This is a genomic window from Hominilimicola fabiformis (assembly GCF_020687385.1).
Lineage (GTDB): Bacteria > Bacillota > Clostridia > UBA1381 > UBA1381 > Hominilimicola > Hominilimicola fabiformis.
The window spans coordinates 31752-56743 of sequence record NZ_JAJEQM010000013.1; the positions used below are offsets into that span (position 1 = coordinate 31752).

Genomic DNA, 24992 nt, shown 5'->3' on the forward strand with positions numbered 1-24992 from the left:
ACAATACAACAGTGCATTTAGTCAATAATTGTTATTATTTTGACATAGACAAATTTGTTGTAAAGTGCAGGCCGTTATGATATAATCATATTCAGAGGTGTTAAAAAATGAAAACCAACTGTGAATTTTGTATGAATTACTATTATGATGATGAATATGAATGTTATTGCTGTGCGATAAATTTGGACGAGGACGAAATGTACAGATTTACGATGGGCAATAACGATAACTGCCATTATTTCAGAATGGGCGACGACTATACGATTGTAAGGAAGCAAAACTGATGGACAGAACAATACTTCATTGCGACTGTAATGCATTTTATGCGTCGGTAGAATGTGTATTAAATCCGGAACTTAAAAAAGTGCCTATGGCGGTCGGCGGTGACGAGGAAAGCAGGCACGGCATTATTTTGGCAAAGAATGAGCTTGCGAAAAAGTACAACATACAAACTGCCGAAACAATTTGGCAGGCAAAGAAAAAGTGTCCCGATTTAGTCATAGTCAGACCGCACCATGATTTGTATTACAAGTATTCAAAGCAGGTTATGGATATTTATAAACGGTACACCGATTATGTCGAGTCGTTCGGACCTGACGAGGCTTGGCTTGATGTTACGGGAAGTAAAAGACTGTTCGGTGACGGTGTGAAGATTGCGAACGAGCTTAGAAGAATTGTAAGAGAGGAAACAGGGCTTACAATTTCAGTCGGAGTGTCATTTTGCAAGGTGTTCGCAAAGCTTGGCAGTGACTATAAAAAACCGGATGCGACTACTGTGTTTTCAAAATCAAATTGGAAACAGTTTATATATCCGCTGTCGGTAAGAGATTTGCTTTTTGTCGGAAAAAAGACGGGTGATGAACTTGAAAGATTAGGCGTTAAAACTATCGGTCAGCTTGCAAAATATGACGAACATATCCTTGTCAGGCATTTCGGTAAAGCGGGGAATATGCTGTACAGATACGCAAACGGACTTGACAGTGAGCCGGTTAAATCAATATACGAAAAAGAGAAAGTTAAATCGGTCGGCAACAGTATGACGTTCAGACAGGACCTTGTCGGTGAAGAAGATGTACGGAGCGGTATATATGCACTTTCGGACAGTGTTGCGGCACGTTTACGCCGAAAAAATATGAAATGCACGACAGTGCAAATATTGATAAAAGATCCGCAATTTAAGAGTATAAGCCGTCAGAAAAAACTCGAAAAGCCTACATATGTTTCAAGAGATATACGCAATGCGGCGATGGAGCTTGTAAAAAAATCTTGGAATTTAAAATTGCCGATACGAATGATGTCTGTAACGGGAACAAACCTTGTCGGCGAGAATGACGTATACGAACAGATGAGTTTGATTGAGGACAATACGGAAAATACGAAAAAAGTCGAGCAATTTGAAAAAACGGTTGATAATTTGAAAAATCGTTTCGGAAATGTGGTTTCGCTTGGCGGAAGTATAAAAAAATATGAGGGCAGTATAAGGAAAAGACCGTAAAAGTCATAAAATCGAAATTTAATTCATATCTCGATAGGGGAGATATGAATATGTATAAAAGAAATCGTGTGAGCGGTAATTCCGGTGAGAAAATCGCTTGAGGTAAGATAATGCGTGTAAATTAAGAGGAACAGATTTTAAATCTGCTCCTTTTTTAGTAAGTGTATTATTCGATAAACCGAAATTTAGCATTTTAAAATTATCTCCACTGCTTCATTTATAATAATTTTAAGTTCTTTTGTACCATCAATCACATAATCAGATATCGGTAAAATATCTTGTAGCATTTGTACATAAGCTATCCTTGCATATTTCAGATATACATCCATTTCATAACGAATATCATCCGCAGAAGATTCTTTCATATCTCTTAGGACTTTTCGAGCCAGTGCAATGTCTAATGGTGTATCAATAAATATACAACAATCCAAATAATCTTTTATCATTTTATTCTGATATGCAAACGGATAATCCAACAGCAAATAATCGTATCTGTCGCTATTTATTATTTTTTCAATATCTGCTTTTAACGGAGATAAATCCCATACATTATAATTCGCACCGTCTGATACCCATTTATAAAAGTCATTTACTTCTCCGTCAAACGAGTAGTCATCAAAGTGAAGCGATGCTGTCCTTGTTAGTTTATCTTTTATTGCATTTACTAAAGTTGTTTTTCCGCCTGCTGTCACAGCTCCGATAGCTATTATTTTCATTTCACTTACCCTCTAAATTCCGATTTATCTAAGTTATTTTAAATCCTTAAACATTTTTATATGCGGACAAAATTCTTCTTTATATATTTCGCCGATTTCGGTGTAACCGAGCTTTTTATAAAAATCTTTTGCCTGTATTTGAGCGGAAAGCTCGATATGATGCGCACCAAATTCAAGTGCTTTTTCTTCAAGTATGACGATAACCTCACTGCCGAGCGACTGACCTCTGTATTCTTTCATAACGGCGATACGGCCGATTTTCATGCAATCGTCGAAAAATAGTCGTCCCGTTGCACAAGGATTATCGTTTTCATCGTACAAAACAAGGTGCAAAGCGGTTTCGTCAATGTCGTCAAATTCGTATTCAAAACCCTGCTCTTCCACGAAAACGGACTGCCTTATCAATCTTGCATCCGGACTGTTAGTGAGTCCTTTTGATAGTGTATATTTCATAAATTCACCCCTAACATTCCTATTATATCATACATATTGCATAAAAACAAGTGAAATTTTAAAAATCAGAAAAATATTCAAAAAAAATTTAAAATGCTGTAATTAAGTATTGCAAAAACAATAAAAAGTGATATAATATAAACGTAAGCTATACAGCGGGGAGGCGAAGAAGATGTCAGAGGGGACAGTGGAAGAACTTCAAGAAAGAGTTCATCAACTGGAAGAAAATTTACGAAAAGTAAAGAGTCTTGATGAACTTACCGGACTTTACAACAGGAATACATATTATGACCGTGTCAGGTGCAGATTTGAAAATGAACCGGACAAAGAATATGTTATTGTTTGCTTTGATGTCGAGAAATTCAAATTTGTCAATGACAGATTCGGTTTTGTCGAAGGTGACAGACTTCTTAGCTATATAGGCAAGAAATTGCAAGAAAGAGCCGCAAAATACGGTCTTGTAGCCGCAAGGCTTTCGGGTGATGTATTTTCTTTTATGGACTTTGAAGAAAATATTCAACCGGATGCATTGGGTGCGGAAATTCAAAGTTGGGTAAAGGATTATCCGATTGATTTTGAAATAAGAATGACTGTGGGAATTTACCACGTTAAAACAAAAAATATCCCCGTAAGGCTTATGTGCGACAGAGCAAGTTTTGCGTGTGAGTCGATAAAAAACAATTATCTTGTTAATGTTGCGGAATATAATGACAGTGTGAAAAATTATGTTTTCTCGCAACACGAACTTTTAAACGAAAGTGAAAGGGCATTTGAAAATCACGAATTTAAAGTGTATCTTCAGCCTAAATACGATATACGAACAACAAAGGTAATGGGTGCGGAAAGCCTTGTAAGATGGCAGCATCCCGAAAAAGGTCTTATCTTTCCGAAAGATTTTATTCCGATGTTTGAGCAGAATATGCTTATTACAAAACTTGACGAATATATATGGGAAGAAAGTTGCCGAATTTTACGTGATTATATTGATAAGGGATATACTGCGGTTCCTATATCGGTGAATGTTTCGAGAATGGATATTTATTCTCTTGATTTGTCAAAGATTTTTGTAAATCTTACGGAGAAATACAATATTGAGAGAAGATATTTGGAGATAGAAATTACCGAAAGTGCGTTTACAAGTGATGAAGAACAAATTTTGAAAGCTGTTGACGAACTTCGTGAATTGGGTTTCATTGTATTGATGGACGATTTCGGCAGTGGTTATTCGTCGCTTAATATGTTGAAAGATATAAGCGTTGATGTACTTAAAATAGATACAAGATTCCTTGAGGCAGGTCGTGACGGAAATACAAAGGGTAAAGAAATCCTTGAATCGGTTATAAAAATGGCAAAGTGGATTGGTTTGTCGATAATCGCCGAAGGTGTTGAAACGGACGAACAGAAGAATTTCTTGCTTGACAGAGGCTGTAATTATGCACAAGGATTTTATTTTTCAAGAGCGATAGATGAAGAATCTTTCGGAAAATTAATCAGTGACCCAAATAATGTTGCGAATGAAAATTTGGACAACGTATTTGACAATACGATTGAAATTGAAGAATTGCTTCATTCCGATTTTATGACTGAGGGGTTGCTTAACAATATTTTGGGTGGCGTTGCACTGTATTCGCTCAGTAATGACGGAAATAAACTCAATGTTTTAAAAGCAAACGAATTTTATTATTCGATAACTAAGAATTATCCGAAAAATGTTACTGCAGGCGGATATGACGGATTGGAAAATCTTCATCCCGATGACAGAGAAAAGGCAATAAAGGCATTTCGTGAATCGAAAACGGCGGGGAATAAAGGTGTTTCCGTACAGGTCAGAAATGTATTCGGTGAAGATGTTATATGGCTGTCGATTAAAATTTTCTACCTTGCAAGCCGTGAAGATTGTTCAATTTATTATGCGTCTGTTTCGGACAGCAGTGAACAAATGGGCGTTTTGAGTAAACTCAGTATGCTAAGACGCAGTTTTGAAACGGCACTTGACCTTATTGACGCCATTGCACTTGAGTATTATTTTATAAACAATACCATTGATGTAAAGACAAAACTTGCCGAAGGACATTCTTATATGTTTGGCACTTACATACAAAATGCGCTTGAATATATTTTGGACAATAAGATTGTTCATCACGATTCGATGGACGAATACAAAATATTATGCAAGCATTTAAAGAAAAGTGATAAACCGATTAGTGTCGTGCTTGACCTCTTGTATAAAGAAGATATGTATATGCGTTGTAAAGTTACGGCGAAAACAGTTTATGGAAACGGAAAGAGAATTAAATCGGTTATTGTAATTGAAAGTACAGGATTGGATGTAAAACCATAAAAAAGAGAATGCGACAGCATTCTCTTTTTTATGTTAATAAATTAATCTAAAATTTCACCGTTTGTACCGATTGTATAAACTTGCCACGGAATGAATTTACCGCTGTTTTGCAACGCTGTTTTTGCGGCATACTCAATACCGCCGCAACATGGAACTTCCATACGAACTATCGTAACACTCTTAATGTTGTTGCTTTCGATAATCGCTTGCAATTTTTCGGTGTAGTCAATATCGTCAAGTTTCGGACAACCGATTAGTGTAATTCTGTTTTTTATAAACTTGTTGTGAAAATTGCCGTAAGCGTATGCACTGCAATCTGCCGCAATAAGAAGATTGGCATTGTCAAAATACGGTGCGTTGACAGGTACAAGTTTGATTTGTACCGGCCATTGTGAAAGTTGGCTCGTTGAAACAGGCGTGCTTGTTTCAGTATTGTGCTTTATAGCCTTTGCCATACTGCCCGGACAGACAAACGCAGGCTTTTCTTGTTCTTTTGCTTTCTGCATATTTTGCTTTACCGCATCTTCATCAAATGCTGCGGCTTCACGGGTTTCAAAAGAAATCGCATTAGTCGGACAGGTAGGTAAGCAGTTTCCTAAACCGTCGCAGTAATCGTCACGCAAAAGCTTTGCCTTGCCGTCAACAATCACTATTGCACCTTCTTGACAGGCATCGGCACAAATACCGCAACCTGTACATTTATCTTCATCTATTTTTATAACTTGTCTTATCATAATAATCCTCCGTTTTAATATGTTTTTTCGACAATCACTATTATAATACAAAAATCAATAAAAGTCCACTATTTTAGTACAAATTCTTAAAGAAATATTATACCATTCCCAAAAGCATATAAATCAACGTTCCGACAACACCACTGCCAAGAATAATTGTAATTGCGTTCATTTTAAATTTTCTGAGTAAAAACAGCGCCACAAGGAATATACCGAGTTCGACAAAACGAATATCTTTTAACGATGCAGAAAAAATATCGGTTTGGAAAAGTGCGAGCATTAGTATAGATGTGCCTGCGGAGGTTATAAGTGCGACAACAGCTGGACGAAGGGCGGATAAAACCGTCTGAACTCCGCCGACAGTGCGGTATTTATAGTAGAAATACGCGAGTATAAAGCATATGACAAATGACGGAATGATACAGCCGAGCGAACAAAGCAACACACCACCTATACCGGCGATACGCATACCGACAAATGTTGATGAATTTATGGAAATAGGACCCGGGGTCATTTCCGCAACAGTGATAAGGTCGGAAAATTCCTCCATAGTCATAAGGTGGTGTATGTTTACTATTTGTTCCTGAATAAGCGGAATTGCGGCATAACCGCCACCGACACTGAACAGACCGACTTGTATAAATGAAAAAAATAATTTCAGTAAAAGCATTATCCGATCTCCTTTTTATGTTTCTCTTTTAAAACCGACACAAGTAAATCGAGTAGGCCTATTCCAAGACATACGAGTATGACTATCATAGCGCTTACCCCTAAAAAATAAGTACATACAAACGCAATAATCATCATTGCGATATATAAAATTCTGCGGGTTTTGAATACGTTTTTCGCAAGATTTATAACAACGTCAAATATAACTGCCGCAACGCCTGCACGCATAACTTGAAGTGCAACGGCTATGTATTTGTTTGTTCGGAATTGGTTATAGAACAGAGATATGATTGAAAGTACAATCATGGGAGGCAATATTGTGCCGAAAACGGCGGAAAGCGAGCCTAAAATTCCTGCCATTCTGTAACCGATTATAACAGACGCGTTGACAGGCAGCGGACCGGGTGCGGACTGAGTTATTGCGGTCACGTCAAGCATTTCGTCCTCATCAAGCCATTGCAACTCCTCAACAAATTTTTTCTTCATTAATGAAACGATTACAAATCCGCCGCCGAATGTACATGAGCTTAAAACAAACATAGACTTAAATAATGTCCATAATATCCACGCTTTACTTTTTTTCATTATGTAAATTCTCTCCTACTTTATTTTTAACGATTACATTATATCATTCTTTTTTGTGTTTGTAAATTCATAGGTCAGAATAAGATGTTAATAATTTTAAAAAAATTATAAAAAAATATTGTTTTTTGAAATAAAATCTGATAAAATGTAAGGCGGAGTTAATTTTTAAAACAATGGAGTGATACAAATGGCAATTAAAATAGGTATATTGGGATACGGCAATCTTGGCCGCGGTATTGAATGTGCAATCAAGCAAAACGATGATGTTGAGCTTGCTGGTGTATTCACAAGACGTGATCCGTCAACTGTTAAGATTATGACAGAGGGCGTTAAGGTTTATTCAGTTGATGACGCTCCTAAGATGAAGGACGAAATCGATGTTATGATTCTTTGCGGCGGAAGTGCGACAGACCTTCCGAAACAAACACCGGAATATGTTAAGTATTTCAATGTTATAGACAGTTTTGATACACACGCAAAAATTCCTGAACATTTTGCGGCAGTTGACGCAGCTGCAAAGGCTAACGGCAACGTTGGTATAATTTCAGTAGGTTGGGACCCGGGTATGTTCTCACTTAACCGTCTTTATGCAAATGCTATACTTTCAGACGGTAAGGACTATACTTTCTGGGGCAAAGGCGTGAGCCAAGGTCACTCAGACGCTATCAGAAGAATTGACGGAGTTAAGGACGCAAAGCAATATACAGTTCCTGTTGACTCTGCACTTAAGGCAGTAAGAAACGGTGAAAACCCTGAACTTACAACTCGTCAAAAGCATACGCGTGAATGTTATGTTGTAGCGGAAGAAGGCGCAGATAAGGCTCGTATAGAAAATGAAATTAAGACAATGCCTAACTATTTCTCAGATTATGATACAACTGTAAACTTCATTTCAGAAGAAGAATTAAAGGCTAACCACAGCGGTATTCCTCACGGTGGATTTGTTATCAGATGTGGTAAGACAGGTTGGAACGGTGAAAATAGTCACATTATTGAATACAGCCTAAAGCTTGATTCAAACCCTGAATTTACTTCATCAGTGCTTATTGCATATGCAAGAGCCGCATATCGTATGAGCAAAGAGGGACAAAGCGGTTGTAAGACTGTATTTGACGTTGCACCGGCTTACCTTAGCAAGCTAAGCGGAGAAGAACTTCGCAAGAATCTTCTATAATAAATAACACAAGCAAAAGCCGTCTTAGGACGGCTTTTTTATCTGAGAGGGAATATGATTTTAGTAATAGCCGAGAAACCGTCATTGGGCAGAGATATTGCGGACGCACTGCCGGGACAGGTTACAGAGAGAAATAACAGATTTATACGAAAAGGCGACTATGCGGTCACATGGGTATTCGGTCATATGCTGAGTCTGAAAGAACCGGAAGACTATGATATGAAATATAAAAAGTGGTCGCTTGACGATTTACCGATATATTTCGACAGTTGGGAACTCAAAATGGGTGAGGACAGTAAATCAAACAGAAATTACGAAACCAAAGCACAGCGTGTCGGACTTATAGGCGAGTTGCTCGAAGAATCGGAATCTGTTATACATGCAGGCGATCCCGACGAAGAAGGACAGCTTTTAATTGATGAAATTCTTAGGTGGTTTGATTATAAAAAGCCTGTTAAAAGACTTAATACCGGTGATACGACACGCGGAGGTCTTGTAAAGGCACTGTCACATATGACGGATAACGATGACAGCTTGAATGAGGGGTGGTCGGCATATGCGAGAAGTGTCGCAGACCTTATGATCGGCGTCAATATGAGCCGCTTTTTCACATGCTCAAATTCGGGTGTTTTGCTTGCGGTCGGTCGTGTTCAGACACCGACTTTGGGACTTGTCGTAAAACGTGATATGCAGATTGAGGGACATATAAAGACTGTATATTATGATATTTTTGCCGATGTAAATGTTGAAACGGCTGACGGAAATAAAACCGTTACCGCAAAATATACAAAGAAGAAACAAAAGGGTGCTGAAAATAAGCAAATAACTGAGCTTGACGAGTCGGAAAAGATAAAAAATGACCTTATAAACAAACGGTTTGACAATATTAAAATCGAAAAGAAAGTCGTAAATGAAGACCCGCCGTTGCCGTTTAACCTTGTAAAATTGCAAAGTTATTGCAGCAGCCACTTTGGGTATAACCCTGCAGATGTTATGGATATTACGCAGTCACTTCGTGAAACGCATACGGCGATAACGTATAACCGTTCGGATTGTCAGTATCTGTCGGAGGAACATTTTAAAGAGGCGTCTAAAACGTTGGCACAAGTTGTGCAGAATATTAAATTCAAGCCGAGTGAACTTGACCCGACAATTCATTCAAAGTGTTTTAATGATAAAAATATCACCGCACATTTTGCGATTATTCCGACAAATAACAAGGTTGATTTGAACAAGCTTACAGAACACGAGAAAAATGTATATCTTGCGGTGTGTAAATATTATATGGCACAATTTTTGCCTAAGGCTGTTAAAGAAAAAACAAAAATGACGATTGAACTTGACTGTGAATATACGTTGGTGGCATATTCGACAGTCGTTTTGAAAAAAGGATATACGGCGATATTCAAGGATATAAAAGCCGAAGAAGTTACGGAACTTAGCACTATTGCGGACGGTATGTATTCAGGGACTGCGATTGACGCGCGGCTTGAGGAAAAAGAAACAAAGCCGCCGTCACGATACACAAAGGCGACCTTGAATGAAGATATGACAAGGATTGCGAAGTATGTAACTGATCCCGAGGTCAAGAAAATGCTTTTGGAAAAGGATAAGGATAAAAAAGGCGAAAACGGCTCAATCGGAACTTCCGCAACGCGAAGTACGATTATCGACAGCCTTATAACAAAAGGCTATGTTGCCGAAGACGGAAAACGGCTTATTTCAACGGAGCTTGGACGTGAACTGTACCGCATATTGCCCGATGAAATCAAGAAAGCTGATATGACGGCAAAATGGTGGGCGATACAAGAAGATATTCGTTCCGGCGATAAGACGTATAAATCGCTTACCGACAATGTGCTTGATACGATAAAAACGGTAATTTCCAATTCATATCCTGCGGTAAATCAAGCCGTTATGACAAAGGCGGTAACGGAAAAATATCACGAAGTAATCGGAACTTGTCCGCTTTGCGGCGGTAACGTTATAGAGGGAACAAGGGGATTTGGGTGCAGTAATTGGCGTGAGCCGATGAACTGTAAATTCACTGTTTGGAAAAATCAAACAAAAGGTATGTTCTCAAATGTCACAATAACTTTGCCTATGGCTAAAAAATTGCTTGCGGGTAAAAGTGTCAGAATGAAAAAACTGTTGAAGAACGACGGCACGACATTTGACGCTGATGTTGAATTGAAAGTAGATAAAGAATCGCAATATCCCGTACAATTTGTTTTTGCACCGCCGAAACCGCTCGGAAAATGTCCGAAGTGTAACGGTGACGTTGTGGAAAGTATGAAAGCCTTTTCGTGCAATAATAACTGCGGATTTATTATATGGAAGAAATCCGATAGGGGATTATTTAAGAAAACAACGATAACTCAAACAATGGTCAAAAAATGGCTTGCGGGTGACAAGGTGCGATGTAATAAGCTTATGGGTAAAAACGATACGGAATTTAAAGCGGACGTAACTATGAAATATAACCCCGACAGCGTGTATAACGCACCCGATTTTACATTGGAATTTGTGAATGACGAGAAAAAAGACGTATCTCAATAAAATGAGATACGTCTTTTGTTTTAAACCAAAACAGAATGACCGCATTCTTTTGTGATTCGTTGATTAAGTTCGTTGGCAAGATTGTTGACTGTATCTTTGTTTGAGCCGCAAACTGATACTTTTGCACCCGATTTTAAGGTTATTTCCAATTTATAATTAGAGCCGAAGTGCAAAAACAGAAGCGGAAAAATTATAGTCCAGCAAGATATAACCGCCCAAAACGTATGGTACCAAGAAAATACTTTTTTAACTTTTATTGCGGCTATGTCACTGTATTGTACAAGTGGCATTTTGACTGAATTTTTAGGTCGTGATATAAATTCAACACGGTCTTTCTTTAAATAGACATCATACGAAACGTATGTAGCAAACAAACCGAAACGCATACCTTTTGTGGTGGATAGTGCGTGCATCGAACCTTTTTCACGTTCAGAAGTGTTTGCGTTGAGTGGTTGTTCGTATGACTGTTGAGGCTGCATTTGAGGTTGTACTTGAGGTTGAGGTTGCACTTGAGGTTGAGGTTGTACTTGCGGTTGTACTTGCGGTTGAGGTTGCATTTGAGGTTGTTCGTAAACTGTGTTGTCGTAATTATTATTGTTATTTAGGTACAAAGTTTGAAACAAATTGCACAATTCGGACATATACGGCTCAAAGTCCTTTGACGGTGCGGGTGAAAGATAAGCATATGAAGCATTGTTTAAAATTAATTTTATATTTTTATCGTCTTGCTCAATTCCTATTATGTTTGAGGAAGGAAGAAATTCCAAGACAAGCTTTTTATAAAAAACTCCCTTTGAACAAGCGATTATGCCGTTTTTCGCCTTTCCGTTACTGCCTGTTACAATAACAAAATAAACAACACTGTCATTTATGATTGAAAGATATTGTTTGTTTGCCATAAATAATTTGGCGGCTAAATCATTGATTTCAAGTTGTTTTTCGGTAGTATCTGGATATTCGAATTTTATATTCGGAATGTTGGCGAATTTTGAAATAATATCATTATATATAGGGTGATTCATTGTCTTTGCAAACTTGATAATATCATTTTCACCTATTTGAAATGCTAAGTCGGGTTGGAAACGATTGAATTGAAGTTCGCTTAAATCTTGTGGACTCATTATAAATTCCTTCTTTCATTTGTATTGAATTTATAATATCATATTTAAGAATTTTAGTAATGGACCTGTGGTGATAAAATAAACCCCATCTATAAAACAGATGGGGTTGGATACTGTAGACAAAACCTCTATGGTTTTGTCTACTTTATTTTTGGGAGTTTGAGGTGCAACCTCAAGTTTCAATCATTTCTGGTGACATGTGCGGCAGAAATGGCTTAAAATCTAAAGTTTCGACTTTGGAGGAACTTTATGATTTTTTCAATGAAAATACTCAAAAATTACATCGTAAGATGTAATTTTTGGAGCTGTCGACATTTTGTCGACAGGCTCATTGCAAATTATTTCAATGCGTCTTCGATTGCGTTAAGTTCGTCTTGCGTGAAGTCAAGATTATTTAGTGAGTTGACATTCTCGATAATCTGAGAAGCTTTTGACGCACCAAGAAGAACACTTGTAAGTTTGCCGCCTCTCAAGTTCCATGCACAAGCCATTTGAGCAAGTGACTGACCTCTGTTTTCGGCAATCTTATTCAGCTTGACAATCTTTTCGATTTTATCGGCTGTAATGCCCTCTTTTGTAAGGAACGGTGAACTCTTTGCGGCTCTTGAGTCGGCAGGAATACCGTTTATGTATTTGTTTGTAAGAAGTCCCTGTGCAAGCGGACAGAATGAGATTGAACCTATACCCTCGTCTTTTAGAACGTCCTGCAAGCCGTTTTCAATCCAGCGTTCAAACATATTGTAACGCGGTTGATGAATAACAAGCGGAGTGCCAAGTGACTTCATAATTTCAGCCATTTGCTTTGTCTGTTCTGCGTTGTAGTTTGAAATACCTACATAAAGCGCCTTACCGCTTCTTACGATATGGTCAAGTGCCGACGCTGTTTCTTCCATAGGAGTGTCAGGATCGGGACGGTGATGATAGAAAATATCGACATATTCAAGTCCCATACGTTTCAAACTTTGGTCAAGACTTGCGATAAGGTATTTTCTTGAACCGTGGTCGCCGTAAGGTCCGTCCCACATACCGTAGCCTGCTTTGGTTGAGATGATTAATTCATCACGATACGGCGAAAGTTCGTGTTTCAAAACCTTACCGAAATTTTCTTCGGCACTGCCCGGATACGGACCGTAATTGTTTGCAAGGTCGAAGTGAGTAATGCCAAGGTCGAAAGCTGTTGTAAGCAAATCAACCATATTGTCGTAACTGTCGTTACTGCCGAAGTTGTGCCATAAACCAAGCGAAAAAGCAGGAAGTAACAGACCGCTCTTTCCGCAACGGTTATATTTCATTGTTTCATATCTTTCTTTGTTTGCAATATACATTTTCAAAATCCTTTCTTATTTTATATGTTGATTTTTGCGGAGCTTCTTGAAATAATGTTTTGTTCGATTATCGAAGAAACAGCACTTTTTTTATTAATTAAATCCATCAGCATTGAAAAACAACGCTTTGCCAATTCGTCGATGTTTTGACTTACTGTAGTGACCGATGGGATAAAGTACGCAGATGAAATCAAATCGTCAAAACCTGTGATTTGCATATCGTTTGGAATGTTAATTCCGTTTTCGTGTGCGGCACTTATAATTCCCTGTGCAATTAAATCGTTGGACGTAATAATTACATCGGGGAGTGAGGTTATAATTTTCTTTGTGAACAGTCTTCTTGCGGTTTTCAGTTTGTCACCGTGCAGGCTTTCTTCTAAAAATATCACCGAAGTTGTGTCGCTGTATTTTTTTAATGCATCGGTATATCCGTTGTATCTGTTCAAAAGATTGCTTTGACCGGTCGGAGTTTCACCGACATACATAAATTTTCTGCAACCAGATTTATAAAGTGAATCAACCATTTCTTGAACGGTTTCCCTGTTGTTGAAAGTAACAGACGGAATATTGCCGACTTTTCGGTCGCCTGTAACTATAGGAATAGATTGTGCGGCGATGCTTTGAATAAGCGGAATGTCGGAATTGTCACCGATAAAAATAATACCGTCAATACGTCGCTCCAAAAGTGCTTTTATACTGTCCTTCTCTGCTTTTAAATTGTGTCCGCTTTCGGTAAAAAGTACGGTATAGTCAGACATACGAGCGTATTTGAGTATCGCTGACGCACACGTTGCGTAAAATTCGCCTGAAATGTCGGGGAATACAACGCCTATACTTTTGCTTTTTTCACAACGCAGACTTCTTGCAGTTGTGTTGGGTGTGTAATGCAGTTCTTTTACGGCGTTTTTTACGCGTTTGCAAGTATCGTCCGAAATTGAAGGACTACCTGAAAGTACGCGTGAAACGGTTGAAGGCGATACTTTTGCGAGTTTCGCCACATCTTTTATTGTTACTTTTTGCAATATTTCACCTCCTGTGCAATCGTTTGCGTAAATAGGTGTTTAAAATGCACAGATTAAATTTTGTATCTGTGCAATCGTTTGCATAAATAATATCATATGATTTCTAAATTGTCAACAGTTTTTATGAAAGTGTATATTTTTAGAATATATCGTTAATTATTTAAAGCAGTTAATATTTTCACAATATTTATCAAATATTGTGAAAATGAAATAATCGGATATATTTTTAAAAATAATTACAAAAATACTTGATTTAATAGAAAATGGGTGATATAATGACAACAATATTTATAAGAAAAATAATGAAAGGAAAGAAAATAATGCAAAAGGAAACTAAGAAAGAAAGATTTGACAGAATTTCAGAGGCAAGAAAAATTAAAATACTTGACGGAATTCGCCTGCTTGAAAACTGCTCAAACAAATCAAATTACGAATACACAAATGATGAAATAGAAAACATATTTGCAGACATTGAAAAAGCCTTACATTCGGCAAAAGCAAAATTTACGGCAGATACAAAGCAACAACGTATAGATATGTTTAAATCTGAGTTTGAAAGAGAATATACGTGGCTTAACGGATTTATGAGAAATGTTTACAGATTTGCAGATAAAGAGGCTATGATTTCTCCCGAAACAAAGACTGCTTGGACATATTCTGAACTTAATTCAGAAGCAAACCGTTTTTCAAATGCGATTTTGGAAGCAGGAATAATAAAAGGCGGAGTAGTGATGTTCCAACTTTTGAATTGCCCGGAATTTGCGTTTGCATATATCGCTTGTCATAAAACAGGTACAGTAAGTTGTCCGATAAATTTCAGATTGTCAGCCGGTGAAATTGCAATAACTATTGAGGACAGCAGACCGACAGTATTTATATATGAATCAATCAACAAAGATGCTGTTGAACAGGCACTGAAACTTTCAAAATTCACACCGAAAGTGATAATTATGGTGGACGAAGAAGGAGTGGCTCCTATACCTGGTACGGTAAAATATTCGGATTTTGTGAAGAATGCGTCGGCAGAAAATCCGAATTTGAATTGGAAACTTTCTATATATGATGAAACGACAAGACTTTATACATCGGGAACAACAGGCAGACCAAAAGGTGTTTGCATAACAAGTATTAACGAAGTGCTTTCGGCGCACGATGTTATGATACATTTCCCGTTCTCGTCAGAGGATAAGTCTATGAATACAACACCTTGGTTCCACAGAGGCGGTTTGCATTCGGGCGGTCTTACACCGACATTTTATGCGGGTGGCTGTGTTACGATAATGCGTAAATTTGACGCGGCTTTGACGCTTAAATATGTGGAAGATTATAAGCTTTCGTTCATAATCGGTGTACCGGCTGTTTTGGAACGTCTTACGGAGGCTCAGGAGAGAAACGGCAGAGATTTGAGTACACTTCACGGTATCGTTACAATGGGTTCGCCGCTTGAACGTGCGGCTTGTATGCGTTATCAGAGAGTGCTTACACCGAGAATATTCAATGGCTACGGAACAACCGAAACTTTCTGGAATACATTTCTTAGACCGAATGATTTACCTGAAATGGCGGGTACAGCGGGCAGAGCTTGTACTGATGATGACGTGCGAGTAGTAAAGGTATTTGAGGACAGACGTGCCGAACCTCACGAAATTGTTGCTAAAGATAATTGTGAAGTGGGTGAAGTGATTATCCGCTCACACGCAAAATCAGCGTATTTCTACTATAATAATGAGGGTGAAACAGAGCGTAAATTCCATAACGGATATTTGTACACAAACGACCTCGGTACTTGGGATGAAAATCATTTTATTACTATTGCCGGAAGAAAAGACGATATGATTATTTCGCAAGGTGAAAATATTTATCCTACGCAGATTGAAGAAGTGCTTAATTCACATCCGAAAGTTGCGGACAGTATCGTTACCGCCGTTCCGGATAAAGCACACGGCGAAATTGTTACGGCATATGTCGTAAAAGCAGATGAATCGCTTACTGTTGACGAACTTGAAGAATTTTGTAAAAACAGTCCTATGATTTCAAACTATAAACGTCCGAGATATTATAGATTTACAGCGACTATACCGACAAACGTTACTGGTAAGAAACTTCATTATAAAATTAAGGAAATGGCAAAGAATGATCTTATAAACGGACTTTTAATTCGTGCATAAAATAAGGGTGGTGTAATACCACCTTTATTTTTTTTGGCAATTTACAATTTATTTACAAAACATCAAACAATATTGTAATTTAGTGGTATATGTTGTATTATATAACATAGGGGGAGAAAGGACTAATATACAATATGTATACAATTTTGCAAGAAGAAAAGAATATTGAGGGAGTGGTAAAGACTACATACGGCATCAAATGTGAGGAAATGGCTGTTAATGACGTGTCACCAAATAAAAAAGAGGTGACAGAATTAATCGACAGACTGAACAAATACGAATTGTCACCCTGTCATCTGCAAGATGTAATTGAAGATTTTATCTAACGGAAAAAGCAAGCATTGTTTGTAGCAGTAGCTTGCTTTTTTTGTAACTTTAATTGGAGGAGTTTGTTACTCGAAATACTAAACAGTCGCTCATTGACGGAAGGGGAAATGTATGATACAATTCAATATAGATTTCTTGTATCGCATAACGTCACATTCTGTCAGAAAAGCTAGCTGACAAATAAAACTGAGAAAGGGATTTGTTTAATGATGGATACAACTATAATTTATAACGATTACCTTTCGGGCGATGCAAAGGCTCTTGAAAGGCTTATGGAGATTTACGGTGACAAGCTGACGCTGTATATAAACGGATATATAAAAAATCTTCACGATTCGGAGGACTTGTTGATAGAAGTTTTTGCATATCTGATCAGCAAACGGCCGAATATTAAAAGCAGTTTTGAAAGCTACATATATAAAGCGGCTCGAAATCATGCACTGATGTTTTTGAGGAAGGCAAAAAGACATATCATTCTTACAGAGGAGGAAATGAATTTTTGCATAGAAAATACATTTGAAGATGAAGTGTGTATTGCGGAGCGAAACAAGCGGATTTATGACTGTATGGAATATTTGCCGTCCGCTCAAAAAGAGGCTCTTTATCTTGTATACATTGAGGGAATGAGTTACAAAGAAGCCGCTGCTGTTTTAAGAAAGTCGGCAAAACAGATTGATAAGCTGTTGCAACTCGGCAAAAAGAAATTAAGACCTTTACTTGAAACGGAGGGAATAAAAAGTGCGTTCAACGACTGAAAGAATAAAACTGGCGAAAAAACAGGCTGATGAAATAAAAAAACAGCGTAACGAAAAAAGACATAGACTGGCGGTCATCTCGTGCTATTCGTTTGGCATTGCTTTAATCGTAGTCATATCGGCACTTGTATGTAATTTGAATTTTGCGGGATTTGAGCAGACGCCGATGCATGACACAGCCAGTATTTTTGCCAACAAAGGCTTTTTGGGGTATGTTGTTGTAGGAATTTTGGCGTTTTTACTTGGCATTTCGGTAACTTTGATGTGTGACATTCTTCATAAAAGAAATAAAGAGAGGAATGAGGGGAATGACAGAACTGACAGATAATCTTTTACAGCTTTTCTGCGTTTTTATCTGCGGATGCTGCTCCTGTATTTCGGCAATACGAAACAGAAGTTACAATCGCCTTTTGGTATTGCTTTTTTACCTGAGTTTCGGAATGGGGCTTGCATATTGGGTACTGTACCTTATATTGTTAGGCACTTCTCCGCTTGTGTTCTGTGTTTCGGAACTGAGCTGGACGGCATCGTATATTTTTCTTACTTTACGTCTTTATGCAGATGTACCGAAAGAAAAACATAAAAAGAAAGCGATATTTTGGATTTTACCGTTGTTTTCTCTGGGTATGGGTATTTTCTTTTGCTTGCGAGGCAGTTATTTTGAGAACATCTTAATGGGCACAGCAATGGGAATATTGGGCTTTTATGCGGTAAAAGGTATATATTTTGCAAAAATTCAAAAACAGACGGGTAAGCTGTGGATTTTTGCGGCGGCTTTGATTTTTTATGCGGCAGAATATCTTTTGTGGGGTTCTTCGTATTTTATTGCGGAAAACACCTTTATAAATCCGTATTATTTGGTTGACATATTTATAATGAATCCGGCTCTTATTCTGATAGCCGTTGCACAGAGCAGGGAGGAAAAGCTATGCCGTACAATATAGAAAATATATTTATATGCCTTGCGGCTCCGTTTTTGCTTGCCGCACTCGGTACAAATACCGGCAACAGAAAAAATTACATTTTTATAGTTCTCGGATTTGTCTGCTGTATTATATCCGCCTATTTGAATACATTTTTTTCGGTGCTTTACGGTGCACAGGAAACATCTGCTGTATTGGAAATATCACCAGTTATAGAGGAAACGGTAAAACTCATTCCTCTTTTGTTTGGTTTGATTGTTTTTGAACTCCAACCGCAGGAGGGGGATAATATTATTTTTAATATTGCAGTGGGATTTGCTACCTTTGAAAATATCTGTTACCTTTTGGAACACGGAACAGGTAATTTGTTTTATTTGTTAGTACGCGGCTTTTCGACCGGAGCTATGCACATTACATGTGCTTTTATAATCGGGTACGGACTTAGAGTATTCCGCCGACCCGCTGCGTTAAAGGCATCCGGCATTTTTGCACTGTTGTGCATCGCGATTACATTTCACGCAATGTTTAATATGCTTATGAAAACCAACGGTTTAATAAAGCAATTTGGATATGCGGTTCCGATTGTTTCTTGCCTTATTCTGTTTCTGCTGAAATACCGTTTCAGAAAAATAACTGATTCAAAATAACTCTGTTTTATTCAGACCGGAAAAAAATCCGGTCTTTTTTGTTTTTTTAGGGGGAAATTTTATATTTTCAAGCACCTATATAATAAAAGGGTGGATTGAGGAGGTGTGTGAATTGAAATCTAATGCGGAAAGAATGAGCTTAGTTTTCGCACGTGCGAAAAAGATAAAATATTGCAGGGAGACAAAAAAGCTGAATTTCTGCAAAGCGGCAACCGCCCTGCTTTCCGTTCTTTTGCTGTGCTGCACCGCGTTATTTCCGACATCGTACAAAAGTGCGGCGGTTGCCGGTTATTGCGGTGCAATTCTGCTGATAGACGGAATGGGCGGATATGTGCTGACAGCAGTTGTAACTTTCATAATCGCAACGGTGATTACCGTAATGTGTATCAAAATAAAAAACAGGAGGGACAGAAAATGAGCAAAAAAATAGTGTCGGTGATATTATCACTTTGCATCATAGTTTGCGCGCTGCCGATGAATATTCTTGCGGCGCCCGAGCAAAACGAAACACTTACCTTTAACGGCGGTAAAACGCTTCTTCTGCAAAACGATTACATAAGCTTTTATTTCTACGATTTGCAGTATCAAACCTGTACGGCAACGGTTCCGAGGGCAATCGCAAAGGAAACAGGCGAGGTTTTTACACAGGATCTTCAAGCCCCCGGCTGCGAATTTAATGTTTATACCGGCGGAGGAAATAAGAAGACAACCTATCCGTCTGTCACACTGCAAAAGGCGGAGTTTGTGTCTGAAACGCCGAACGGGAAAAATACCGCAATTAAGGCAGACTACAACATGGACATAGGTCTGTACGATATTCCCGGAACTCCGTACGGCACAATAATACCGGCAAAAGTAACGGTTTATCACGAGCTTGTATGTCTTGACAAAAAGGATAAAACAGCTTGGGGCGTTTTGACAACCGTTGGGAATATACAAATGAACAGCGATGCTTTATTCGGACATGATTTTTACTTTGAGTGGTGGTATGTGATAAACAGTTTCACCGGAATGGGTCACGGTGAAACCGCAAACAGCCCCGGAGGTCCGGCGATTAAGTTGGATCGCACAACAGTAACCGAAAGCGGCGAAAAAACAACGAAAAGTTCGGTTGTAACAGGCAAAATCGATGATATGTCAACGAAGCACGTTCCAAAAGGGTATACCTCGTGGGGAGATATAGACGGCGTTTATGTTAATGAAATTTACACAGACGCATATCCGTGGGCAAATCCGTTTGTCGGTCTGTCCGATTACTACGATAAGTTCGATATTGTGTACTGCGGAGATTCTCCGCTGCGTGTAAGCTTGCCACAGACAGTTACAGTGAAGCCGAACGATTTTCCTGTTCTTACATGGGTGGAAAGCAAAAGCTACTGTGGCTTTGACATTGACGTAAATACGGAAATGTCGGTCGGTGCGCAGTATCTATGGGGTTATCGCAATCTGAAAACGCTGAGCGAGGAGCTTCCGACAAAGCCTGACGAAATATCGTCAAGTTTTTCCGCAAAGCGTCTTGCGGTATTTGAGTCGAACGGTGCAATTACCGTTGAATATGTCTCGGATGACGCTGCACTTGAAAGTTTGAAAAAGAAATATAATGCGTCTCCTGTTGCACAAATAGCCGGCGAGTATAAAAGCACGAACGGTTCTTCTTTTGAATTTACCGGCGGAGCGGCAACGCTTTCTCCGTCTGTGACGGCAACGTGGAACGAAAATAATGGCGGAAAGTTGATTGTTTACAAAGACGGACGAATCGAACAGCACGGCGTTAATTTGAACGCTCCGTCATTCAAATTCTATCAGCTGCGAAACGGTGCGGAAGACTCTTTGAAAATTACAATGTCAAAAGAAGGTCTTTCATTTGATATTGAACCCGACAAAAACGACGCAGTGATTTTTGTCGATATTCCGTATGCAACGACAAAGTTGGAAAAAGCAACCGCAGATGCGGACGGCAACCTTGTTTTTAACGGTGAAATCGGATTCAAAACAGTATTTGACGGTGCTGAATTTTCGCTTGAAAAGTTGGGTTACGGTTTAGGAGAAAAGACAGTAAACGGCAAAAAGAAATATGAATTTAAGGTAAACGGCGTAAAAGCGAAAGGCAGCTTTGATACCGCCGATTTAATGGCGTTGGAACTTGCAAAGGTTGAGGGGGAAGTAAACACATTTAAGGGCGAGGAGCGATATGCGTTCAGTCTTGAACTGAATGCCTTTGACCTTTTTGAAACCGAGGCGGCACTTGCTCTTGAACGCAGCAATAACGGCACTCTTATCCCTGACGAGTTATGGTTTTATGTGAAATCATCACCGGGAATTGTACTTGTTCCGCCTGTTCCGATAGGACAGCTTAACGGCGGCGGTGCCGGTTTTAAGGATCTTGCCGCAACGGTAAATGGCAACTATCTTGCCATTCCTCCTATTAAATTACGCGGTGCATTGACGGGAACATATCTGCATCTTATTGAAGGAACAGGTAACGTTATTATAGGACCGAGTGAGATTTCACTAAAAGCAACTGATGTTAATCTTGTAGGTGCAGGCACGGCAACGCAGATTGTCGACAGCTTCGGCTATTCCTTAAAATTAAACGGACAGGAACGCAGTTATAAAGGTAATACATATGAAGGTATTTATTTCGGAGGCTCAAAGGAGCTTGCATTAAATCTGCCGAGTAAACAGATAGACGTTATAACGTTTGATTCTTCTATTGAATTGGGTGCTTTCGGCGGAGTGAATAACAGCAAAGATTATCTGTATCTTGCAATCGGTGCAAACGGCACGGTTGCAGGCAGAGTGCAGATTCCAAAAAGTAGTCCCGTCCTTGCCGGCAAAGGGTTTAACGTCGGAAATATCAATCTCATCGTAGGCGGTCAGACGGCATTTCCAATCAGAAACGTCACAGTTGAGGAGGGGATGAAGCAAGCCTTCCAAAATGTCGATGTGTACCTCGGCGTGGTGGCTGAGGTAGGAGGTTGGTTAGCCAGCGCTCGTGCATGGGTACTTGTGCCGAAAATCGTAGAGACCGACTTCCGCAAAGGCGGCGGCTGGGATATCGAATTTAAGATTTTAGGCTATATGCCTGAATGGAACTGGGCAGATAAAGGTGTGTCACCGGTTGTAAGTATGCTTGCGGAAGACAGCGATGCGAATTTTGCGGCGGTGCGTGATGAGAACTTTGTGCTTGCAAACACCGGCGTGAGTCGGACGGAAATCTCAGCAAGTGCCGGTACAGACGAAGCACCGTATATTGTACTTGCCTTTGACGGAAATCTAACCGAGGAGCAGATCAAAGACAACCTAAAGATTTTCAATGACAGCAACGCTGAGCTTAATATCGACTGGATGACTGATGACAGTCAGTTTAATCCTGACGAAGATGTCAGCGCGACAACTATTGCAGATATGGAAAAAACAAACGCTGACGGCAAAAAATATCGTCTGGCTCTTCTGCGACTTAAAGAAGACGGAAAGTATATCGTTGATGCAGGCGGGTTGACTTTTACCGATGAAAAGACATTTTCTGTTGAGCCGTTTGAGAAGTTGGCACTGACACTGAATGACAATCAAATTTCCGGTAAGGTGAAGTATGCCGTGGATAACACGCCTTACGTTATCCGCACTTATTTTTCAAACGAAGAGGGCGGAGCGGACTATATGATTTCAGAACAGGAAATCAGTGATACCTCAAATATTGAACTTTCCGTTCCTGCATCGGGTGCGATAGCACCGACAGGTGAATATTATGTAACAGCCTTTCTTATGACGAAAAAGCAAGCAGATCTTAACGGTGACGGTAAGGAAGAAGACGCGCTTATTGCTATTGATAATCAAGCGTTTAATACAAAAGTTGCATATACCAATGTAAACGAACCGTCCGCACCGACAGATGTTACTCTGCAAACGTCAGGAAATGAGGTAATGCGTGCGGAGTGGAATGCGTCAGACAATGTTGACGGTTATAGTGTGAGAATTTATGAGGAAAAAGACGGCGAATGGACAGACACAGGATTTGGATATGATTTGGATAAAGACACGACAGCAGTTGATATGGCACTAACTGTCGGAGGAAACGGCGTTAGTGTAAACGAAAACGGAGATACTGCGGAGTCTGTTCCTGCCGAGAATTTGTTGCCTGATAAGACATATAAAGTCGGTGTTCGTGCATACAAAGAATCGGAAAACGGAAAGTATTACAGTAAGGAAACCGAATCCACAGGCAAATTTCTTCCTAAATATACGCCTATGGATATAGCACTTTCGATGAACGGTAACGAATGCACTGCCGATGAAAACGGCGTTTATCACGCATATATCGGCGGCGGTGACAATACTTTGTCTGTAAGCGGATCGGACGCTGATGCGACATTTAAGCTGACAAGAATGGATACAAATGACCAAATACCAAACGAAAACGGTGAAAACACCTTTGCAATTCCGAAATTTGAGGGAAGTTTGATGTTTAAGATTGACGGTATTTCCGGCAAGGATGTAACAAGTGTATTCCTACTTATTAATATGGATAAAGAACCGCCTGTTCTGACGCTTTCATCTGATATATTTTATGCAGACAATGAAAGCGGCGAATATACGATAACAGGAATATCAGATGCTGGTAGCAGAATTATATACGGCGATAATGAAGAAGTTGTTGCAGGCAGTGACGGTAAGTTCGCTGTTTCGGGAAAACTTTATGAAAGTCAAACAAGCAGTGTTATTATGCTTTGTGCACAGGATTTTGCCGAAAATACATCAATACCGCAGACTGCACTTGTTATAAAGAAAATATCAAACACCGTAACGGTAAATGACAGCTATGCGGAAAATTCGGGTAGCGGAGAGTATTCGGAGGGTGAAACGGTAACGATTAAGGCCGGCGAACGCAGCGGATATAAATTCAGCGGTTGGACGACTGACGACGGTGTACAGTTTGCGGACAGCAAGTCGGCAGAAACAACATTTACAATGCCGAGTAAAGCCGTAACCATAACCGCTAACTGGACGAAATCAAGTGGCGGTAGCGGAGACGGAGGCGGTAATGTGCGTTATACCGTTTCATTTGAAACAAACGGCGGTAATGATATTGCAAGCAAAACCGTTACAAAAAACAGTGTTATAAAAGAGCCGGAATTACCGATAAAAGACGGATTTGACTTTGAGGGATGGTATACCGATAAAGAACTCAAAACAAAATATGATTTTACTGAAAAGGTAACAAAGAACTTCACGCTATATGCGAAATGGACTGAAAAGGATAACGGTGAATGGAAAAATCCGTTTACCGATGTTAAGGAAAATGACTGGTTTTACGATTCGGTGAAATATGCGTATGAAAATGACTTGATGAAGGGCATATCAAACACAGAATTTGCACCTGACAGCGAAGTTACCAGAGCGATGTTTGTAACGGTTATCTATCGTATGGAAAATGAGCCACAGACGGAAAAATGTGCTTTTACTGATGTTGAAAGCGGCAGCTATTACGAAAATGCAGTTGCTTGGGCGAATGAAAACGGTATTGTTTCGGGTATTTCTGAAGAGTGTTTTGCTCCGAACGAGCCAATTACCCGTGAACAGATGGCGGCGATTATCTATCGCTATGCAGCGTTTAAAGGATATGACATAACTACAAGTAGCAACACATCTTATACGGATAACGATGATATTTCGGATTATGCAAAGGATGCTGTAATATGGGCGGCTGAAAAGTCCGTTATGACAGGTAATACAGACGGTAGCTTTGCACCGAAAGCAAACACGACAAGAGCACAGGTTGCTTCGGTATTTATGCGTATGGTTGAAAACTTAAAATAAAATATTGAAATTTCTCTAATAAATAATGAGAAAAAAGACCGCTCGAAATAGAGGTGAAATGCCTTTATTGACGAGCGGTTTTTGCTTGTGATAAATTCACAAAGTAGTTGGATTGCCTGCCACCGGAGCATCTTCATACTGAAAAAACAATAAAAAAAACC

At 39.2% G+C, this 24992-nt stretch carries 21 protein-coding genes; 13 read left to right on the forward strand and 8 right to left on the reverse strand.

Annotation, left to right across the window (positions count from 1 at the left end; translation table 11 throughout):
* The first annotated feature begins 107 nt into the window (after positions 1 to 107).
* Positions 108 to 284 carry a DUF6472 family protein gene (locus tag LKE05_RS09680; protein ID WP_022230376.1) on the forward strand — a complete coding sequence of 59 codons (177 nt, stop codon included), beginning with the start codon at positions 108 to 110 and terminating at the stop codon, positions 282 to 284.
* Positions 284 to 1495: a DNA polymerase IV gene (dinB, locus tag LKE05_RS09685; protein ID WP_308456685.1), complete on the forward strand. Its 1212-nt coding sequence runs from the start codon at positions 284 to 286 to the stop codon at positions 1493 to 1495. The genes LKE05_RS09680 and dinB overlap by 1 nt, the downstream gene beginning before the upstream one ends.
* 185 nt (positions 1496 to 1680) lie before the next feature.
* Here dinB and LKE05_RS09690 read toward each other — a convergent pair whose 3' ends face one another.
* Together LKE05_RS09690 and LKE05_RS09695 are read right to left on the reverse strand one after the other, a co-directional pair.
* On the reverse strand, positions 1681 to 2211 hold the full coding sequence (locus tag LKE05_RS09690; RefSeq protein WP_308456686.1) for a nucleoside/nucleotide kinase family protein: 531 nt from the start codon (positions 2209 to 2211) through the stop codon (positions 1681 to 1683).
* A gap of 33 nt (positions 2212 to 2244) precedes the next feature.
* Positions 2245 to 2664, reverse strand: coding sequence for a GNAT family N-acetyltransferase (locus tag LKE05_RS09695; RefSeq protein WP_308456687.1), 420 nt, complete (start codon positions 2662 to 2664; stop codon positions 2245 to 2247).
* A gap of 172 nt (positions 2665 to 2836) precedes the next feature.
* Here LKE05_RS09695 and LKE05_RS09700 point away from each other — a divergent pair, with 172 nt between their 5' ends.
* On the forward strand, positions 2837 to 5005 hold the full coding sequence (locus LKE05_RS09700) for a putative bifunctional diguanylate cyclase/phosphodiesterase (protein ID WP_308456688.1): 2169 nt from the start codon (positions 2837 to 2839) through the stop codon (positions 5003 to 5005).
* A 41-nt stretch (positions 5006 to 5046) separates the two neighbouring features.
* Here LKE05_RS09700 and LKE05_RS09705 read toward each other — a convergent pair whose 3' ends face one another.
* The 3 genes from LKE05_RS09705 to LKE05_RS09715 all read right to left on the reverse strand — a co-directional run bounded on the left by LKE05_RS09705 (position 5047) and on the right by LKE05_RS09715 (position 6993).
* The gene (locus LKE05_RS09705) at positions 5047 to 5739 is read right to left on the reverse strand and encodes an ATP-binding protein (protein ID WP_308456689.1); all 693 of its coding nucleotides are present in this window, start codon (positions 5737 to 5739) and stop codon (positions 5047 to 5049) included.
* A gap of 97 nt (positions 5740 to 5836) precedes the next feature.
* A complete protein-coding gene (locus LKE05_RS09710) occupies positions 5837 to 6409 on the reverse strand; it encodes a chromate transporter (protein ID WP_308456690.1) in 573 nt (190 codons plus the stop codon).
* Positions 6409 to 6993, reverse strand: a complete 585-nt coding sequence (locus LKE05_RS09715; RefSeq protein WP_118446545.1) for a chromate transporter — start codon at positions 6991 to 6993, stop codon at positions 6409 to 6411. The genes LKE05_RS09710 and LKE05_RS09715 overlap by 1 nt, the downstream gene beginning before the upstream one ends.
* Before the next feature lie 187 nt (positions 6994 to 7180).
* Between LKE05_RS09715 and LKE05_RS09720 the strand changes: the two genes are divergently transcribed.
* Both LKE05_RS09720 and LKE05_RS09725 read left to right on the forward strand, forming a co-directional pair.
* Positions 7181 to 8167, forward strand: coding sequence for a diaminopimelate dehydrogenase (locus LKE05_RS09720; RefSeq protein WP_022230860.1), 987 nt, complete (start codon positions 7181 to 7183; stop codon positions 8165 to 8167).
* A 54-nt stretch (positions 8168 to 8221) separates the two neighbouring features.
* A complete protein-coding gene (locus LKE05_RS09725; RefSeq protein WP_308456691.1) occupies positions 8222 to 10726 on the forward strand; it encodes a DNA topoisomerase in 2505 nt (834 codons plus the stop codon).
* Between the two features lie 20 nt (positions 10727 to 10746).
* On the opposite strand, the gene LKE05_RS09730 is transcribed toward LKE05_RS09725, so the two are convergent.
* From LKE05_RS09730 to LKE05_RS09740, 3 genes are all read right to left on the reverse strand, one after another.
* Positions 10747 to 11847, reverse strand: coding sequence for a hypothetical protein (locus tag LKE05_RS09730; RefSeq protein ID WP_308456692.1), 1101 nt, complete (start codon positions 11845 to 11847; stop codon positions 10747 to 10749).
* Positions 11848 to 12185: 338 nt separating this feature from the next.
* Positions 12186 to 13172, reverse strand: a complete 987-nt coding sequence (gene mgrA, locus LKE05_RS09735) for an L-glyceraldehyde 3-phosphate reductase (RefSeq protein WP_308456693.1) — start codon at positions 13170 to 13172, stop codon at positions 12186 to 12188.
* Positions 13173 to 13192: 20 nt separating this feature from the next.
* A complete protein-coding gene (locus LKE05_RS09740) occupies positions 13193 to 14194 on the reverse strand; it encodes a LacI family DNA-binding transcriptional regulator (protein ID WP_308456694.1) in 1002 nt (333 codons plus the stop codon).
* Between the two features lie 302 nt (positions 14195 to 14496).
* Between LKE05_RS09740 and LKE05_RS09745 the strand changes: the two genes are divergently transcribed.
* From LKE05_RS09745 to LKE05_RS09780, 8 genes are all read left to right on the forward strand, one after another.
* Positions 14497 to 16362 carry a class I adenylate-forming enzyme family protein gene (locus LKE05_RS09745; RefSeq protein ID WP_308456695.1) on the forward strand — a complete coding sequence of 622 codons (1866 nt, stop codon included), beginning with the start codon at positions 14497 to 14499 and terminating at the stop codon, positions 16360 to 16362.
* Positions 16363 to 16496: 134 nt separating this feature from the next.
* A complete protein-coding gene (locus tag LKE05_RS09750; RefSeq protein WP_308456696.1) occupies positions 16497 to 16688 on the forward strand; it encodes a DUF6514 family protein in 192 nt (63 codons plus the stop codon).
* Positions 16689 to 16895: 207 nt separating this feature from the next.
* A complete protein-coding gene (locus tag LKE05_RS09755) occupies positions 16896 to 17444 on the forward strand; it encodes an RNA polymerase sigma factor (RefSeq protein WP_022230867.1) in 549 nt (182 codons plus the stop codon).
* Entirely contained in the window at positions 17428 to 17772 is a 345-nt protein-coding gene (locus LKE05_RS09760; RefSeq protein WP_308456697.1) for a hypothetical protein, read from the forward strand. The genes LKE05_RS09755 and LKE05_RS09760 overlap by 17 nt, the downstream gene beginning before the upstream one ends.
* Complete coding sequence (locus LKE05_RS09765) at positions 17753 to 18388, forward strand: hypothetical protein (protein ID WP_117968518.1); 636 nt, start codon at positions 17753 to 17755, stop codon at positions 18386 to 18388. The genes LKE05_RS09760 and LKE05_RS09765 overlap by 20 nt, the downstream gene beginning before the upstream one ends.
* Entirely contained in the window at positions 18373 to 19014 is a 642-nt protein-coding gene (locus tag LKE05_RS09770) for a PrsW family glutamic-type intramembrane protease (RefSeq protein ID WP_022230870.1), read from the forward strand. The genes LKE05_RS09765 and LKE05_RS09770 overlap by 16 nt, the downstream gene beginning before the upstream one ends.
* Before the next feature lie 112 nt (positions 19015 to 19126).
* Positions 19127 to 19432, forward strand: coding sequence for a hypothetical protein (locus LKE05_RS09775; protein ID WP_022230871.1), 306 nt, complete (start codon positions 19127 to 19129; stop codon positions 19430 to 19432).
* A complete protein-coding gene (locus tag LKE05_RS09780; protein ID WP_308456698.1) occupies positions 19429 to 24831 on the forward strand; it encodes an S-layer homology domain-containing protein in 5403 nt (1800 codons plus the stop codon). The genes LKE05_RS09775 and LKE05_RS09780 overlap by 4 nt, the downstream gene beginning before the upstream one ends.
* Positions 24832 to 24992: the final 161 nt, after the last annotated feature.

Bases quoted from the DNA above. Each gene is read 5' to 3' on its own strand.
- LKE05_RS09745 (WP_308456695.1), top strand. From the start codon at position 14,497: ATGAAAGGAAAGAAAATAATGCAAAAGGAAACTAAGAAAGAAAGATTT.
- LKE05_RS09690 (WP_308456686.1), bottom strand. From the start codon at position 2,211: ATGAAAATAATAGCTATCGGAGCTGTGACAGCAGGCGGAAAAACAACT.
- LKE05_RS09700 (WP_308456688.1), top strand. From the start codon at position 2,837: ATGTCAGAGGGGACAGTGGAAGAACTTCAAGAAAGAGTTCATCAACTG.
- LKE05_RS09710 (WP_308456690.1), bottom strand. From the start codon at position 6,409: ATGCTTTTACTGAAATTATTTTTTTCATTTATACAAGTCGGTCTGTTC.
- mgrA (WP_308456693.1), bottom strand. From the start codon at position 13,172: ATGTATATTGCAAACAAAGAAAGATATGAAACAATGAAATATAACCGT.
- LKE05_RS09725 (WP_308456691.1), top strand. From the start codon at position 8,222: ATGATTTTAGTAATAGCCGAGAAACCGTCATTGGGCAGAGATATTGCG.
- dinB (WP_308456685.1), top strand. From the start codon at position 284: ATGGACAGAACAATACTTCATTGCGACTGTAATGCATTTTATGCGTCG.
- LKE05_RS09780 (WP_308456698.1), top strand. From the start codon at position 19,429: ATGAGCAAAAAAATAGTGTCGGTGATATTATCACTTTGCATCATAGTT.
- LKE05_RS09770 (WP_022230870.1), top strand. From the start codon at position 18,373: ATGCCGTACAATATAGAAAATATATTTATATGCCTTGCGGCTCCGTTT.
- LKE05_RS09680 (WP_022230376.1), top strand. From the start codon at position 108: ATGAAAACCAACTGTGAATTTTGTATGAATTACTATTATGATGATGAA.
- LKE05_RS09755 (WP_022230867.1), top strand. From the start codon at position 16,896: ATGATGGATACAACTATAATTTATAACGATTACCTTTCGGGCGATGCA.
- LKE05_RS09705 (WP_308456689.1), bottom strand. From the start codon at position 5,739: ATGATAAGACAAGTTATAAAAATAGATGAAGATAAATGTACAGGTTGC.
- LKE05_RS09730 (WP_308456692.1), bottom strand. From the start codon at position 11,847: ATGAGTCCACAAGATTTAAGCGAACTTCAATTCAATCGTTTCCAACCC.
- LKE05_RS09765 (WP_117968518.1), top strand. From the start codon at position 17,753: ATGACAGAACTGACAGATAATCTTTTACAGCTTTTCTGCGTTTTTATC.
- LKE05_RS09720 (WP_022230860.1), top strand. From the start codon at position 7,181: ATGGCAATTAAAATAGGTATATTGGGATACGGCAATCTTGGCCGCGGT.
- LKE05_RS09715 (WP_118446545.1), bottom strand. From the start codon at position 6,993: ATGAAAAAAAGTAAAGCGTGGATATTATGGACATTATTTAAGTCTATG.
- LKE05_RS09695 (WP_308456687.1), bottom strand. From the start codon at position 2,664: ATGAAATATACACTATCAAAAGGACTCACTAACAGTCCGGATGCAAGA.
- LKE05_RS09750 (WP_308456696.1), top strand. From the start codon at position 16,497: ATGTATACAATTTTGCAAGAAGAAAAGAATATTGAGGGAGTGGTAAAG.